This window comes from Pseudomonas mandelii (assembly GCF_006438925.1).
In the GTDB taxonomy this organism is placed as follows: Bacteria; Pseudomonadota; Gammaproteobacteria; order Pseudomonadales; family Pseudomonadaceae; genus Aquipseudomonas; species Aquipseudomonas mandelii_C.
The window spans coordinates 173,678-189,711 of sequence record NZ_RCZA01000001.1 but is presented as its reverse complement, the minus strand read 5'-3'; the positions used below and the strand labels follow the sequence as shown (position 1 = coordinate 189,711).

The following is a 16,034-nucleotide window of genomic DNA, read 5'->3' as shown; positions in this document are numbered from 1 at the left end:
AACTTTAGGCAGCAATTCGGGTAGCCGCAACCGGGCTGTAGGACGCCTTTCCGGTCATGTGGCGAGACGGTTTGGTCTCGTTCGGTGGCGTAGCGGCAACAGAACCGGGCGCTGCGGTGTGTCTGAGGAAATTGTGTAGCAGGGTTTGGGGCTGCTTCGCAGCCCAGCGGGAGCAAGCTCTCTCGCCACGGTGGGAGTGGTCCTACGAGGTTTTCGGACGTTGGGATTTGTAGCAGCTGTCGAGCCTGCGAGGCTGCGTTCGGCTCGGCTCGGGCCGCGTTCGGACGAAGCAGTCGTAAATCAGACAGCGCATTTATTCAGGCAGACCTGGTTCACCGGGCTTGCGAGGACTTCGTCCTCGGACGCAGCTTCGCGGCTGCTACAGAGATCGAGTTGTTCTTGGGGAGGGGTGGGGCGCGGAGCGTCCCGGGCTGCATTCCTTTGCTGCGCGTGGGAACGAATTGGGGTGAGGGGGATTACTTATCGTGATCAATATCCAGCTTGCTGAACGTCACTTGCCCGCCTTCGCTGGTGTACCCGGTGTGGTCCTGCACATAAACACCGGCCTTGAAGTACAGCGGTTTGACGCTCCAGGTCTTGCTGATGTCGGTGTCCCACTGGTAGCCCGCCGCACTGATGCCCAGCGCGCCGCCCGGGCTCAAGTGGATGAGGTAGGAAAACTCCCGATCCAGTTTCACCCCGGTAGCAATGGTGATTATCCGTACGGCATCGTCATCAGGGTGCATACGAACCTTGGCGACGATGTTGCCCGACTGTGTGCTGGTCGAGTACTGATACTCGAGTTTCACCATCGGTTTCTGGCTTTCATAGGCGTGGATCTGGCCAATAACGATCTTCCCCGAACTCGGTACCTGATTCACCGCCAGGGTGGCACGCAGGGAGTTGTCGGCGTCCGGGTAGAGCCAGTTTTTCAGGGTGCCATTGCTGTAGGTTTCGCGAAGTTCGGTGCGGGGGTATTTCGCGTTTTCAGTTTTGGAACCGGTGACCGGGGCCCAGAAAAACAAGGTGCCGGTGTCGGAGTGGAAGTATTGGTCCTTGAAGCCATCCACCAGTTTTGACGTTTCAACGGTGTACGGCGGATTGCCGACGGGAACGCTGAGGTTCCAGGTTGCGAGATCGATCATAGACAAAAGCTTCCACGTTTTTTTTACTGCACGCACGTTCCAGAAGCTCTGGCACGCGCCTTGGGGGCCATCCTTATAATCGCAGAAGTTCAATTTGTTAATGCGCAAATGACAAACGGGTGGCGTCAAAATCCTGTTAAAAGGCCATCTTTCCCGGTTTCAGGGGCCTGTGGCGCCGACCGTTAGTCGGCAAATGGACGATTTGGTTAAGTGATGGCGTACTGATAGCTTCTGCTTTTGCAGAACCCGGTCTAGAGTGAAGGCTTGGTATTTGTCCGGTTTTCACGAGAAACCGGCCTGACGTCCCGCATAAGAGAAGCAGCATGGAATGCGCGCAACCCACGCCAGCTGAAGGCAGCTCAATCCTTTTAATCGTCGATGATTACCCTGAAAACCTGATCAGCATGCGCGCGTTGTTGCAGCGCCAGGACTGGCAGGTCATGACCGCTGCTTCGGGCTTCGAGGCGCTCAATCTGTTACTCGAACACGATGTCGACCTGGTGCTGCTGGATGTGCAGATGCCGGGCATGGACGGTTTTGAAGTGGCACGCCTGATGCGCGGCAGCCAACGAACCCGCCTCACGCCGATCATTTTTCTTACTGCCAACGAACAGTCCCAGGACGCCGTGATCAAGGGCTATGCCAGCGGCGCGGTGGATTACCTGTTCAAACCGTTCGACCCGCAAATTCTCAAGCCCAAAGTCCAGGCGCTGCTCGAACATCAGCGCAATCGCCGTGCGTTGCAGCGCCTGAGCCACGATCTGGAGGTCGCACGCGCGTTTAATGCCTCGGTGCTGGACAATGCCGCCGAAGGCATCCTGGTGGTCGGCGAGGACGGTCTGATCCGCTTTGCCAATCCGGCGATGTCGCGGCTGCTCAATGCCACGGTGCAAGACCTGCAAGGCAAAGAGTTCCTGGATTTCCTGCAAAAACCGCACATCCCGATCTGGGCCGACTCCGAGTTGTTCGCCGGTTACAAACGCGGTGAAACCCTGCGCCTGCACGATGCATTGCTGCGTACGGCGCCCGGTCAGCAGGTGCCCGTGGCGCTGTCTTGCGCACCGTTGCCCAGCGAACAACAGGCGATGGTGGTGACGGTGCTGGACATGTCGGTGGTGCGCCATCTGCATCAGCAACTGGAGTTCCAGGCGGTCACTGATCCATTGACCGGGCTGCTCAATCGTCGCGGTTTTTACCAGACGGCGGAAAACCTGCTGTTGCGTGGCGACCGCTCCGACAGCGCCTGGGTGCTGCTGTATCTGGACCTCGACGGCTTCAAACGGGTTAATGATTCCCTCGGTCACGATGCCGGCGACCGGGTGCTGCGGTGGGTGTCCGAGCAGTTGAAGGCCTGTCTGCGGCCCTTCGACATTCTGGCGCGCATGGGCGGTGATGAGTTCACCGCTTTGCTGGATCTGGAATTCCCCGAGCAAGCGGCAAAAATTGCCGAGAAACTCATCGAGCGGGTATCGATCTGTCAGCAGATCGATGGTCTGGATATCGCGTTGGGCGCCAGCATCGGCATTGCGACGTACCCGGATTGCGGTTCCAATCTCGACGGCTTGCTGCGTGCGTCAGACATCGCCATGTACGAAGCCAAGCGCGCCGGCCGTCAGCAATATCGTTTCTACGATCACGAAATGAACGGCCGGGCACGTTCGCGGCTGATGCTCGAAGAAAGTGTGCGCGCGGCGATCGAGAACCGTGATTTCAATTTGGTCTATCAACCTCAGGTGGCCATTGCCAGCGGGCAGATTCGCGGGTTCGAGGCGCTGATCCGCTGGCAGCATCCGAGCGTCGGCGATGTACCGCCGGGGCTGTTTTTGCCATTACTGGAAGAGGCGCGGTTGATCAGTCGCCTGGGCAGCTGGATCTATCAACAAGGGGCGAGCCAGCGAAAAGCCTGGGAAACCTTGTTTGCCGACGACCTGGTGCTGGGCGTCAGTTTGAGCAGTACGCAATTCGGCATGCCCAATCTGGTCACTGAGTTGCGTCAGGTGCTGGAGCGCCATGGATTGCAGGCGCGCCATCTGGAAGTCGAGGTCACCGAAGAGGCCTTGATGCAAAACCCCGAGGAAACCCGCAAACAGCTGCGCCTGCTGCGTAACCTGGGTGTGCGAGTGGCTCTGGATGACTTTGGTTCGGGGCCTTGTTCGCTGTCTCATCTGCGGGATCTGGAGTTGGACACGCTCAAGTTCGACCGACATTTGATTGCCCGGCTTCTGGAGTCCTCACGCGATGCGGCGCTGGTGCGCAATGTGATCGAGTTGTGCAAGGAGTACGGGATGCTGGTGATTGCCGAGGGGGTGGAAACCGTTGCGCAATATCAGTGGCTGCAAGCCAATGGTTGCGAGTACGTGCAAGGGTTTCTGGTCGCACGGCCGATGATGGCCGAGGACGTCGGCGACTTTGTGCAGCCGTTCGACTGGAACACGCTGACCGGCTGAATTCGCTACACTGGCGATCTTTTCGTGACTTGTGTTGCCGCCCCAATGACCGCATTGAAATACCTCCAGGCCTATCCCGCCGCGCTGCAGGACCAGGTGCGCCAGCTGATCGCCGACGGTCGGCTGGGCGACTACCTGAGCCAGCGTTACCCGGAAAAACACCGAATACAGAGCGACAAGGCGTTGTACACCTATACGCTGGACCTCAAGCAGGAATACCTGCGTAACGCCCCGGCCGTCGATAAGGTGTTGTTCGACAACCGCCTGGACCTGACCCACCGCGCCCTCGGATTGCACACCGCGATATCCCGGGTGCAGGGCGGCAAGCTCAAGGCCAAGAAAGAAATTCGTGTTGCTTCATTGTTCAAGGATGCACCTGCCGAGTTTCTGAAAATGATCGTGGTGCATGAGCTGGCGCACTTCAAAGAGTCGGATCACAACAAGGCGTTCTACAAGCTTTGCGAGCACATGTTGCCGGGGTATCACCAGGTGGAGTTCGATGTGCGGGTGTACCTGACGTGGCGGGATATGTAATAGAGATCAAAATATCGCAATCGGGAGTGTTTAGATGGATGTAAGCAAGACCAAGAGCAGCTTCTATCGCCGGTTGTACGTGGCATACCTGATTGATAGCGGGTTGGCCAGCAGCGTCCCGGCGCTGACCGAAGTGACCGGAATGCCCCGGCGCACGGCTCAGGACACCATCGCTGCATTGGCGGATCTGGACATTGTTTGCGAGTTCCAGCAGGAAGAAGGCGCGCGCAATCATGCCGGGCGCTATCGGATTCGCGAGTGGGGGGCGATAGATAGGGGGTGGATCGAGCGCAATCTTCGGCAGATCAAAGCGGTGCTGGAGTATCCCTAGTTCCTGCGGTGACTGAGCCGACGCCTTCGCGGGCAAGCCCGCTCCCACAGGTTCCGAGGTGGATTGCAAATTTGTCATTCACTCGCGATCACTGTGGGAGCGGGCTTGGTCCGGGCGGCGTTCCGACGATGGGGCCCTCAGGAACGGCGCATCCCGATATGCGGAATGTCATCCTCGAGAAACTCCTCGCCCGTCACCACAAACCCGTACCGCCCGTAATACCCCTGTAAATGCGCTTGGGCCGAGAGATAGATCGGTACTTCAGGCCAGCGCTTTTCAGCCTGCTTCAACGCCTGCGCCATCAACTCATGCCCAAGCCCTGTACCGCGCGCTTGAGGGGCAATGATCACCCGCCCGATGACCACGTCGCCACCCTGTAACTCCGGATCGAGCAACCGCAGGTACGCCACCAGCCGATCCCCGTCCCAGGCCATTAAATGACAGGTGTCACCCTCCAGATCCTGGCCGTCGATGTCCTGATAGAGGCATTTCTGCTCGACCACAAACACCTCTGCCCGCAGCTGAAGAATGGCGTACAGCTGCTCTTTGCCCAGATCATTGTGGTGCTTGCAGACCCAATCAATTGTCATTTTCACACTCCTTGAACATCGTCGCTCCGATACTAAGCGCCCAGACGAAAGATGTCTTCAGGCAGAGAAATCTGTGATGAAGGCCAAAATGCCATCATTCATTTCGCGCGGCTTTGTCTTGTTTGTGTAATCTGAGATGAAGCGCTGTGCAGTGGCTTCGATGAGCTAATGTTAGTACCTGGGTTTGGCAGTACGGGGGCCTTGGAGTTTTGGCTGAAAACACGTCGGGCGTCCCGCCCGCTAAGGATTTTCTAGCATGCCGCAATTGCATCGAGCCTTTGCTTTGATTGGATTGCTGTTGCTGACTCAAGGCGCGGCAGCGGAAAAGCTGCGATTGGTCGCCGATGCCTGGCCGCCCTTTACCGACGCCACGCTGGTCAACGGTGGGTTGGCCACGGACATCGTCAGCACAGCACTGGCCCGGGCCGGTTATGCCAGTGACTTTGAACAAGTGCCTTGGGCGCGGGCCTTGCTGGGGGTAGGCGAGGGTCGATACGACGTGTTGGTCAACGCCTGGTACACCGACGATCGCACGAAGCTTGGCCAGTTTTCCGGCGAATACCTGCTCAACCGGGTGCGCTTTCTCAAGCGCAAAGACACGCCGATCGAATACAACAACCTGCAACAACTGCATACCTACCCGATAGCGGTGGTGCGCGGTTACGCCTATTCGCCGGCGTTCGATGACGACGTATCGCTGCAGAAAGTCCCGGTGCACAACTTCGCCATGGCGGTGCGCATGGTCGCCGCCGACCGGGTCAAATTGACGCTGGAAGACGAATACGTCGCGCGTTACTACCTGGCCCGGGAATCAACCAAGGTGCGCAATGCCGTGGAGTTTTTGCCCCAGCCACTGAGCGAGAACAGCCTGCACATCCTGGTCAGCCTGAAGAACCCCAGGCATGAACAGATCGTCGCCGGTTTTGACCGCGAGATCGCGGCGATGAAAGTGGATGGGAGTTATCAGCGGTTGATGAAGCAACATGGAATGTAAGCGTTGTGGTGCGGCTGATGGCCCCTTCGCGAGCAGGCTCGCTCCCACAATAGGTCTCCAGTGGGAACAGATTTTGTGTACGACAGAGATCAAATGTGGGAGCGAGCCTGCTCGCGAAGAGGCCCGCCCAGCGACCGCAGATCTCAATCCTTAATCGTTTCCTTGATGAGGTGCGCCGCCAACGTGCGCAATGGCCCAAGCTGACGGCAGATCAACGCCAACTGCGTCTGCACCAATCGTTGGCCTTCATCGATTTCGTCCGGCATCTGTTCAAGCGTATTGGCCAGTGCCTCTTCCTCATCACTCTGAATCGCAATCGGCAGTTTGCTCGCCAATCCTTGGGCAATTTCATCAATGCTGGCGGCCAGTCTCACCCCGGCACCGTCGATCAAATGCTCGCGCACGTCGGGTGGTAGCTGGGTTTCCCGGTGTGCGCCCAGTCCGGACAAATAACTGAGCAAGGTGTGCGACAGCACCAGGAAGCGGAACCCGACATCCGCTTCCTTACGGAAGTGCCCCGGTTCCATCAGCATGTTGGCGAGCGTCGTCGACAGTGCGGCGTCGGCGTTGTGCGCATTGCGTCGGGCCAGGCGATACGCCAGGTCGTCGCTTTTGCCGGCGGCGTATTGCTGCATGATCTGGCGCAGGTAAATGCTGTTGCACGTGAGGGTGTTGGCCAGCACTTTGTTCAGGCGTCGGCCCTGCCAGTCCGGCAGGAAGAGGAACACGGCGAGTCCGGCGATCAGGCTGCCGAGCAAGGTATCGAACAACCGCGGCAGGAACAGCCCGTAACCATCCCCGACCTGGTTGAAGCAGAAGAGCACCATCAAGGTGATCGCGGCCGTCGCCAAGGTGTAGCGGGTGGTGCGGTTGATAAAGAACACCACCCCGGCGGCGATTGCGAAGCACGATTGGACCAAGGGATTCGGAAACAGATCGAACAACGCCCAGGCCACGGTCAGGCCGATGGCGGTGCCGATGATCCGTTGGCCGAGTTTGCGGCGGGTGGCGCCGTAGTTCGGTTGGCAGACAAACAGCGTGGTGAGGATGATCCAGTAACCCTGAGACGGGTGGATCAAATGCACCATCGCGTAGCCGATACTCAAGGCCAGGGGCAAACGCAGTGCGTGACGGAACAGCAATGACGTCGGTGTCAGCTGCGTGCGTAACCGAATCCAAACATCCTTGAGGCTGCGTGGCGAACGGTCGAGCAGGCTGCTGTCGGTGGCGTCCGCCAGGGCATCGGGGTTGCTGGCGTCGCTGAGCAAACGATCGAGCGTGCCGAGGTTGGCCGCCAGTGCCCGCAACGATCGCAGCAATCCGCGCCACGCCGGGTTGCTCTGAATGCGCAAGTGTTCGAGGGAGGCGTGCAGGTCGCTCAGGGCTTCGGCGAAGCTGGCGTCATAGATGAACGGCTGGCGCATTTGAATCGACTCGGCCAGCGCTCGGCAGGCCTTGCCTTGCTGGCGCAGCAAGCGCTGGCAGCGGAACATCACGTCGCTGTGAAAGAAGGCATCGGCGAGGGCGTTGTAAGGGTAGTGCGAGGAACTGGCGCGCTCGTGGATGTCTTGAGCGAGGAAGTACAGCTTCAGGTATCGGCTGAGTTTCGAGCCCGGTCGACCGTCGCCGACCCTGTGCAGGATGATTTCCTTGGCGGCGTTCAGTGCGGCCACGACACGACCGTTTTGCTGCGCCAGTTCCAGTCGACGCGCCTCCACGTCCATCTGCCGGATCGGCTCGAACAGCGACGATTTCAGCTTCAGGTAGTAACCCAACTCGCGGAACAACCGCGCCAGGCTTTGCTGCACCGGCTGATTGGAAAACATCGCCTGCCACAGTACCGAGAGCAAACCGTACCAGGCCGCACCGGCCACCAGCAGCACCGGCTCGTGCCAGAAATCGGTGACTGCACCGCCGCGCTGGTCCACGCCGATCATGGTGTAGACCGACAGAATCAACGTCGCCGAGGCAATCGCGCCATAGCGTTCACCCAAGGCGCCGAGCATGGTCAGGCCGAAACTGGCCAGGGCCAGGGCGATGATAAAAATAACGGGGTAGGGGAAGAGCAGTTCGACGGAGAGGGCGGCGACGCTGAAGCACACCAGCGTCACGGCCAGTGCGTTAAGGCGGCCTTGCCAACTGTCGTCGGTCTCGGCCAGGGCGCTGGCGATGATCCCGAGGAACAGCGGGATCAGCAGCCCCATTTCATCCTTGTACCAACACAGCGCCATGCTGCCGGTCAGGGCGATGAACACCCGCACGCTGTAGCTGAATTTATCCAGCGCCCAGAGGCGACGCAGAGACTGACTAAAGGGGGTCGATGACATGAAGTGCGAGGGCCTTCCGAGGCAATGACGCTAAATTGAGCCAGTAATGACGCCGACGCAATGGCGCCGATCACATCTGACAGCAAAATCTGTTCCTTCCCTGTTCTTACACTGCAACGCAATCCCTGTAGGAGCTGCCGCAGGCTGCGATCTTTTGATCTTGATCCTGGAAAAACAAGATCAAAAGATCGCAGCCTCGTTTCACTCGGCAGCTCCTACAGGGATTGCGTTTGGGGGATTAGACGTATTGCGCGGCGGCGTAGCCGGAGGCCCACGCCCACTGGAAGTTGAAACCGCCCAGATGCCCGGTGACGTCGAGCACTTCGCCGATGAAATACAGGCCGGGGCTTTTCAGCGACTCCATGGTCTTGGACGACACCTCGTTGGTATCGACGCCGCCCAATGTCACTTCAGCGGTGCGATAACCTTCAGTGCCGGCCGGCACCACTTTCCAGCTCGCCAGTTTTTCGGCGATGTCGGCAATTTCCGCGTGGGTGTACTGCTTCATCGGTTTGGAGACGAACCAGTTATCCGCCAGCAGGTTGGCCATCTTCTTGGTGAAAATTTCCCCCAGCAGGGTTTTCAGCTCGCTGTTCGGACGTTCGGCTTGCTGCTGTTGCAGCCAGCTCGGAACGTCGTGGTCCGGCATGAGGTTGATCTCCACCGTGTCGCCGGATTCCCAGAACGATGAAATCTGCAAAATCGCCGGACCACTGAGGCCGCGGTGAGTGAACAGGATGTTCTCGCGGAAACTCTGGTCGTTGCAGCTCACCAGGCAATCCACCGACGTACCGGACAGCTCGGTGCAAAGCTCCTTGAGTTGATCGGTGATGGTGAACGGCACCAGCCCGGCGCGGGTCGACAGCAAGTCGTGGCCGAACTGCTTGGCCACCTGATAACCGAAACCGGTCGCACCCAGCGTCGGGATCGACAAGCCGCCCGTGGCGATCACCAGCGATTCGCAGGTGATCTGATCGAGGGTGGTCTGCAGCAGGTAGCCGCTTTCCATTTTCTCGATGTGCTGGATCGAGGTGTCCAGGTGCAGGCTGACGCCGACCTGATCGCACTCGTTGAGCAGCATGTCGAGGATGTCGCTGGATTTGTTATCGCAGAACAGCTGGCCGAGTTTTTTCTCGTGGTATGGCACGCCGTGTTTGGCGACCATGCCGATGAAATCCCACTGGGTGTAACGGGCCAGGGCGGATTTGCAGAAGTGTTCGTTCTGCGAGAGGAAATTGCTCGGTTCGGTGTACATGTTGGTGAAATTACAGCGGCCACCGCCCGACATCAGGATTTTCTTGCCGGCCTTGTTGGCGTGGTCGAGCAACATCACCTTGCGCCCGCGCCCGGCGGCGGTCAGCGCACACATCAAACCTGCGGCGCCAGCGCCAATGATCACGACTTCGGTAGAGCGCAAAACGGTGTCCTCAAAAGAAACCTGTAGGAGCTGTGTAGGAGCTGTCGAGTGAAACGAGGCTGCGATCTTTTGATCTTGTTGTGGAGATCAAGATCAAAAGATCGCAGCCTGCGGCAGCTCCTACAGGGGAGGTGCGTTGTTTTTACAGGATACGCACGCGCAGCGAACGGCCTTTGATCTTGCCGTCATTCAGGCGTTGCAAGGCTTGCTTGGCGATCCCGCGTTCCACAGCCACATAGGCCTGGAAGTCGAAAATCGCGATCTTGCCGACCTGAGCGCCCGGAATACCGGCATCGCCTGTCAGCGCACCCAGAATGTCGCCCGGACGCACCTTGTCTTTACGGCCAGCGCCGATGACCAGCGTGCTCATCACCGGCAGCAGCGGAGCGCCGCCCTGGGATTTGAGGTTATCCAGCTGATCCCAGCTCAACGGCGACTGCTGCAGTTGCTCGATGGCTTGGGCACGGTGCGCTTCGGACGGCGCGACCAGGCTGATCGCAATCCCTTTCTCACCGGCGCGACCGGTACGGCCAACACGGTGGATGTGGATTTCCGAATCACGGGCCAGTTCGACGTTGATCACCATGTCCAGCGCATCGATGTCCAGACCGCGAGCGGCGACGTCGGTGGCGACCAGTACCGAAGTACTGCGGTTGGCGAACATGGCCAGTACCTGGTCGCGGTCACGCTGTTCCAGATCGCCGTGCAGGCCGACGGCGGAGATGCCTTTGGAGGTCAGGTGATCAACGGTTTCCTGAACCTGCTGCTTGGTGAAGCAGAAGGCTACACAGGAGGCCGGACGATGATGCGCGAGGACTTTGACCACGGCGTCCATGCGCTCTTCCGGGGAAATCTCGTAGAAGCGCTGCTCGATCTGCGTGTCGTCGTGGAACGCCTCGGCCTTCACGATCTGAGGGGTGCGCATGAATTTCGACGCCAACTGCTTGATGCCCGTCGGGTACGTGGCGGAGAACAGCAGGGTCTGGCGACGTTCCGGGCACTGGGCGATGATTTCTTCGATGGAATCGTAGAAACCCATGTCGAGCATGCGGTCGGCTTCGTCGAGGATCAGGGTATTCAGGCCATGAAGAATCAGCGAACCCTTGCGCAGGTGCTGCTGAATACGACCCGGGGTGCCGACGATGATGTGCGCGCCATGTTCCAGAGAGCCGATTTGCGGGCCGAAGGACACGCCGCCACACAGGGTCAGGACCTTGATGTTGTCTTCGGCGCGGGCCAGTCGACGGATTTCCTTGGCAACCTGGTCGGCCAGTTCGCGAGTCGGGCAGATGACCAGCGCCTGGCAACCGAAGAAGCGCGGATTGATCGGGTTCAGCAGGCCAATACCGAAGGCGGCGGTCTTGCCGCTGCCGGTCTTGGCCTGGGCGATCAGGTCCATCCCCTTGAGGATCACCGGCAAGCTTTGCGCCTGGATCGGCGTCATCTGGGCATAACCGAGGGAGTCGAGGTTAGCCAGCATGGCGGCGGACAGCGGCAAAGTATTAAAAGCGGTGGCGATGGTGGTCACGGGACTGGCCTGCAAAACAAAATGTCGCGCAGTGTACCAGTCCGGTGGCCATTCGCCCTAAGGCTCTATGTGCTCTTCCGGACGCTTGACGCGCCGTCCGTCTTCCTTTGAGAGCTGGGAGAAGATGGTTGCAGCCAGCATCGCCATGATCCCGACCGTCACAAAGGTCAGCTGGAACGCGCCCAAAACCGTGTCCACGCCATCGTTGCCGACTTCTGCGGTGAACCCGCCGAGCAGCGCACCGGCACAGGCAACGCCAAGGCTCAGGGACAATTGCGCGACCACCGACAGCAAGCTGTTGCCGCTACTGGCGCTGGCGTCGTCTAGGTCGATCAGGGTTACGGTGTTCATTGCGGTGAACTGCAACGAGTTGATCGCCCCCAGAATCGATAGCATCACCAGCAGCAACCAGTACGGCGTTTGCTCGCTGACCAGGCCCATGCTCGCCAACATCAGCCCCAGCGCCAATGTGTTGCCGGTCAGCACGATGCGATAACCCAAGCGTTCGATCAGCGGCCGCGCCACCGACTTGGCGACCATCGCTGCCGCCGCCAGCGGCAGCATGCTCATCCCGGCCTGGGACGGCGAGTAACCCAGCGCCACTTGCAGCAGCAACGGAACGAGAAACGGCAGGGCGCCGCTGCCCAGACGGGCGAACAGGTTGCCGAGGATGCCCACGGCAAACGTCCGGGTCTTGAACAATGACGGCGCGAACAGCGGATTATCAATGTGCCCGGCCCGCAACCAGTACGCCGCCAGACAGGCCATGCCGCCGAACAGCAGCAACATCACGCGCAAGTGCGGCAGGTGCAATTCGCCGAGGCCTTCCATGGCGATGGTGATCAGCACCATTGCGGCGCCGAACAGTAAAAAGCCCAGGCTATCGAAGCGGGTGCGTTCAGTGCCACGCAGGTCGGGGATGAATTTCCACACGGCGTAGCAACCGACAGCGCCGACCGGCAGGTTGATCAGGAAGATCCAGTGCCAGGTCAGGTATTCGACCATCCAGCCGCCCATGGTCGGGCCGATCAACGGGCCGAGCAATCCGGGGATGGTGATGAAGCCCATGATCCGCACCAACTCCGAGCGCGGGTAGGCCCTGAGTACCACGAGTCGCCCGACCGGCAACATCAGCGCGCCGCCCAGGCCTTGAATCACCCGCGCACCAATCAGCATGCTCAGGGTGCTCGACAGCGCACACAGCAACGAGCCGAGGCTGAACAACAGAATCGCGCTGAAGAAGATTTTCTTGGTGCCAAAACGGTCGGCGATCCAGCCTGAAGCGGGGATCAGCAGCGCGACGGTGAGCATGTAGGCGATGATTACGCCCTGCATGCGCAGAGGGTCTTCGGCCAGGTCTCGGGCCATGGCGGGGAGGGCGGTGTTGAGGATGGTCCCGTCGAGGGATTGCATGAAGAACGCGATGGCGACGACCCACGGCACCCAGCGGGCGGTGACAGCGTCGAGAGGCGGGCGGTTGGGCATGGGACCTCTTGTGGGTGTGAGATGAAGCAGTCCGCAGTCGATGAAATCCTGTAGCAGCTGGCGAAGCCTGCGTTCGAGGACGAAGTCCTCGCGAGTTCAGCGAGCGCGTTCCTACAGAAGTAACTCGGTTGCCGGTTTGGCGAGGACTGCGTCCTCGAACGCAGGCTTCGCCAGCTGCTACAAAGTGTTTACAGCGTTAACGTGAGTTTGCTGATCAGCGCCCCCGGCAACAACGCCGACGCTGTGGCCCGCTGGCTGTAGGTGCTTGCCGACAACATCAGCTCGCGCTCCTCGGTCAACGCTTCCAGCTGCGATCCCAGCAAACTGTAGGCACTGTCATCGAACCGCATGGTGCTCACCGGCGCCTGAATCTCGCCGTTCTCGACCCAGAAGGTCGCAAACCGCGTCATGCCGGTCAGGCGTGCTGCCGGTTGGTCCGAGTAGTTCAGGTACCAGAGGTTGCTGATGTACAGGCCAGTGCCCAATTGCTTGAGAATCTCTGCATCAGGCAACGTACCGGCCGCCATGTTCACTGCGCTTGGCATTTCACCACCGCTGGCGCCATTGGCGGTCAGGCCGTACTCGGCCGCACTGCGTGAACTGACCATCTGCGCGCCGGCCTTGCCGTTGACGATCAACCCAAGATCGCTGCGCGGATAACCTTCGCCGGAGAATGCCGGGCTCAACGAACCGCTGACCTTTTCATCCACCGACACCAACGGGCTGAACGCACTGTCGCCCGCGTAAAGCTTCTGCAGCGGACTGTTTTTGCTGGCAATCGACTGCGCCGAGAAACCACCCCAGCCGAGCATGTCCATGATTTCTCCCAGGGCTGCCGGCGCCAGATACGCGCGGTACTGACCCGGCGCCAGGGTGTGTTGCGGTCTGCCGAGAAACGCCAACTGCTCGCGTGCCTGCGCAAAGCGCTTGGCAAACCCTTCGCTGTTCCAGTCGTGCCCGGCGTAGCTGGCTTTCACCGCTTGGCCGTTTTCATGGACCAGACTGAAATCAAAGTTGAAGCTGTTGGCCTGATGCCAGCCGAGCGCACCTGAAGAACTGGCGAAACCACGACTGATCGGGCCGGCGGCGTAGAAACCCACCAGGTCCAGCCCTTCGGCGGCCTGGGTGATTTCAGCGACCACTTGCTCGGTGTCCGGCAGCGGGTGATCTTGAACATTCTTGCTCTGCCAACCGTTGTGGTTGAGCAGCAGGTAGGGATCCTGCGGCAGCAACGGCAAGGTTTCGCGCAGCTGTTGCAGACCTTCGGCCAGGCGCTGCACATCGACTGCGGCATCACCCGACAGCGTGATGTTCAGGTCGGCGTGGCGCCCCTCGTTGATCAGTTTGAAACCGACGCTCGCCTGTTGCACCTGCCCGGCCTGACGGACCTTGGCGTGGTTGAAGCGCACGAAGGCCGAGGATTCGGCTGCGTAGCTGAGGGTGAATTGTTCCGGCTCGCGAATCGCATCGCGCACCCAGTTGACCAAGACTTTGAATGACTCGGCCTGATTTTTCGACGTACTCATCAGGCATCTCCCCCAAACACATCAACGTTGCTGAACACACAGGCCGGCGAGGCATGGCCGACACGGATCACCTGGTTCGGCTCGCCTTTGCCGCAGTTCGGCGTGCCCAGGACCTTGACGGAGTTGGCATCGCCAACGGCGCTGAGGCTTTTCCAGAACTGCGCGGAAATCGCTCGGTAGTTCGGATTCTTGACCACGCCTTTGAGTTCGCCGTTTTCGATCAGTTGGCCCCATTCACAGCCGAACTGGAACTTGTTGCGGGCATCGTCGATGGACCAGGACCGGTTGGTGCTCATCAAGATACCGTGCTCGATATTGCCGATCATCTGCTCCAGCGGTTGATCGCCGGCCTCGATGTTCAGGTTGGCCATGCGATCGATCGGCGGACGGTTCCAGCTGCAGGCGCGGCTGTTGGCCACGCCCTCCATGCCCGCGCGAAACTGCGACAGCGCGCCGCCCAATGGGCGCAGCAGCAAGCCTTCTTTAATCAGGAATTGTTTGCTCGCGGCAGTACCGTCGTCGTCATGGCCATAGCTGGCGAGCTGCTCGGGGATGTCCGGGTCGAAGGTCACGTTGAGCAGTTTGGAGCCGTACTGCAGGCTGCCAAAGTCTTCGGTCTTGACGAAACTGGTACCGGCGTAATTGCGCTCGTCACCGAGGATGCGGTCCAGTTCCAGCGGGTGACCGATGGACTCGTGGATCTGCAGCATCATCTGGTCCGGCATCAACAGCAGGTCACGCGGGCCTTTCGGGGTGTTCGGCGCCAGCAGCAATTGCAGCGCCTGATCGGCGATTTTTGGACCGGCACCGACCAGGCCACAGCGGCTGATCACATCAAAACCGCCCTGTTGACCGAAGTTCTCGCGGCCCAGGGTTCGGGTCTGGCTGTCGTTGCCGTCGTAGGCGGTGACTTCCAGGCTCGGGTAGACGAACCGCTGGGCCTGGCGCAGTTCGGCGCCGGCGTTGCTGAGGTAAATCTGTTCGACATGGGTGATGCCGATGCTCACTTCCCAGTTCACCAGTCGCTCATCCTTGGGCACGGCGGCGGATTCGGCACCGAGCAGTTGGTAGCAATCGCTCAGGGACGGGAAGGGCTGGTCGAGGTTCGGCGAAAAGTAGTCGGCGCGGTCGCTGGAGACCACTTGCGCGCTGAGGTCGAGCAGGGCGTGGGGCTTGAGTCGGCGGGCCTGTTGCTCGGCCTTCTCCAGTGCGGCTTGCAGGCCTTGTTGCGACAGGTCGTTGGTCGCCGCGTAGGCTTCGACGCCGTTGACCCGAACGGTCAGCATCGCGCCTTCGTCACGGCTCAGGCTGGGAGGTTCGGCAACGTTTTTGCGCACCGACAGGTACTGACCGGACTCGCGCACATAACGCAGCGAAAAGAATTCAGCGCCCGTGCGCAAGGCAGCGAAGCGCTGCTTGAGCTGGGGGTGGAAATCGAACATTCGGGAACCTCCTTGGTATGGAGTGGCGGTGTATCGATGTTGCGAGGGGGGTGAAACGTTTGCGTGGCGCTAGATTAGGCCTGCGTGGGGGTAGGATCAAGGGCGGAGCGGTGTAGGAAAGGATTACTTGGTGGGGAAGGAAGAGGTGTGTTGTAGCGGTGGGCCCCATCGCGAGCAAGCTCGCTCCCACAGGGATTGGGGTTGATCGCAAATCTGCAATCCAACCAAAAAACCTGTGGGGGCGAGCCTGCTCGCGAAGGCTGCGCCT

Annotated in this window: 12 protein-coding genes; 4 read left to right on the top strand and 8 right to left on the bottom strand. The window is 59.9% G+C overall.

The window, feature by feature from the left end; genetic code table 11:
- Nucleotides 1-476 precede the first annotated feature (476 nt).
- Nucleotides 477-1,145 (bottom strand): polysaccharide lyase family 7 protein, encoded by a 669-nt coding sequence (locus tag EAH74_RS00845; protein WP_140674906.1) that lies wholly within the window; start codon nt 1,143-1,145, stop codon nt 477-479.
- 323 nt (nt 1,146-1,468) lie between these two features.
- On the opposite strand from EAH74_RS00845, the gene EAH74_RS00840 reads away from it, so the two are divergent.
- Genes EAH74_RS00840 through EAH74_RS00830 form a run of 3 tightly spaced genes read left to right on the top strand, consistent with a single transcriptional unit; the run spans nt 1,469 to nt 4,457 of the window.
- The gene (locus tag EAH74_RS00840; protein WP_140674901.1) at nt 1,469-3,592 is read left to right on the top strand and encodes a putative bifunctional diguanylate cyclase/phosphodiesterase; all 2,124 of its coding nucleotides are present in this window, start codon (nt 1,469-1,471) and stop codon (nt 3,590-3,592) included.
- A 45-nt stretch (nt 3,593-3,637) separates the two neighbouring features.
- Complete coding sequence (locus EAH74_RS00835) at nt 3,638-4,126, top strand: M48 metallopeptidase family protein (RefSeq protein WP_140674898.1); 489 nt, start codon at nt 3,638-3,640, stop codon at nt 4,124-4,126.
- 34 nt (nt 4,127-4,160) lie between these two features.
- Nucleotides 4,161-4,457, top strand: coding sequence for a winged helix-turn-helix domain-containing protein (locus tag EAH74_RS00830; protein ID WP_008151963.1), 297 nt, complete (start codon nt 4,161-4,163; stop codon nt 4,455-4,457).
- A 137-nt stretch (nt 4,458-4,594) separates the two neighbouring features.
- On the opposite strand, the gene EAH74_RS00825 is transcribed toward EAH74_RS00830, so the two are convergent.
- Nucleotides 4,595-5,047, bottom strand: coding sequence for a GNAT family N-acetyltransferase (locus EAH74_RS00825; protein WP_140674895.1), 453 nt, complete (start codon nt 5,045-5,047; stop codon nt 4,595-4,597).
- 256 nt (nt 5,048-5,303) lie between these two features.
- On the opposite strand from EAH74_RS00825, the gene EAH74_RS00820 reads away from it, so the two are divergent.
- A complete protein-coding gene (locus EAH74_RS00820; RefSeq protein ID WP_123368570.1) occupies nt 5,304-6,041 on the top strand; it encodes a substrate-binding periplasmic protein in 738 nt (245 codons plus the stop codon).
- A gap of 143 nt (nt 6,042-6,184) precedes the next feature.
- Here EAH74_RS00820 and yccS read toward each other — a convergent pair whose 3' ends face one another.
- The 6 genes from yccS to EAH74_RS00785 all read right to left on the bottom strand — a co-directional run bounded on the left by yccS (nt 6,185) and on the right by EAH74_RS00785 (nt 15,766).
- Nucleotides 6,185-8,368 (bottom strand): YccS family putative transporter, encoded by a 2,184-nt coding sequence (yccS, locus tag EAH74_RS00810; protein WP_140674888.1) that lies wholly within the window; start codon nt 8,366-8,368, stop codon nt 6,185-6,187.
- Between the two features lie 238 nt (nt 8,369-8,606).
- Nucleotides 8,607-9,785: an NAD(P)/FAD-dependent oxidoreductase gene (locus EAH74_RS00805; RefSeq protein WP_140674885.1), complete on the bottom strand. Its 1,179-nt coding sequence runs from the start codon at nt 9,783-9,785 to the stop codon at nt 8,607-8,609.
- A gap of 142 nt (nt 9,786-9,927) precedes the next feature.
- The gene (dbpA, locus tag EAH74_RS00800) at nt 9,928-11,265 is read right to left on the bottom strand and encodes an ATP-dependent RNA helicase DbpA (RefSeq protein ID WP_240050476.1); all 1,338 of its coding nucleotides are present in this window, start codon (nt 11,263-11,265) and stop codon (nt 9,928-9,930) included.
- A gap of 105 nt (nt 11,266-11,370) precedes the next feature.
- Complete coding sequence (gene mdtD / locus EAH74_RS00795) at nt 11,371-12,798, bottom strand: multidrug transporter subunit MdtD (RefSeq protein ID WP_140674878.1); 1,428 nt, start codon at nt 12,796-12,798, stop codon at nt 11,371-11,373.
- Between the two features lie 188 nt (nt 12,799-12,986).
- Nucleotides 12,987-14,324: a TldD/PmbA family protein gene (locus EAH74_RS00790; RefSeq protein ID WP_140674875.1), complete on the bottom strand. Its 1,338-nt coding sequence runs from the start codon at nt 14,322-14,324 to the stop codon at nt 12,987-12,989.
- On the bottom strand, nt 14,324-15,766 hold the full coding sequence (locus EAH74_RS00785) for a TldD/PmbA family protein (protein WP_140674871.1): 1,443 nt from the start codon (nt 15,764-15,766) through the stop codon (nt 14,324-14,326). The genes EAH74_RS00790 and EAH74_RS00785 overlap by 1 nt, the downstream gene beginning before the upstream one ends.
- Nucleotides 15,767-16,034: the final 268 nt, after the last annotated feature.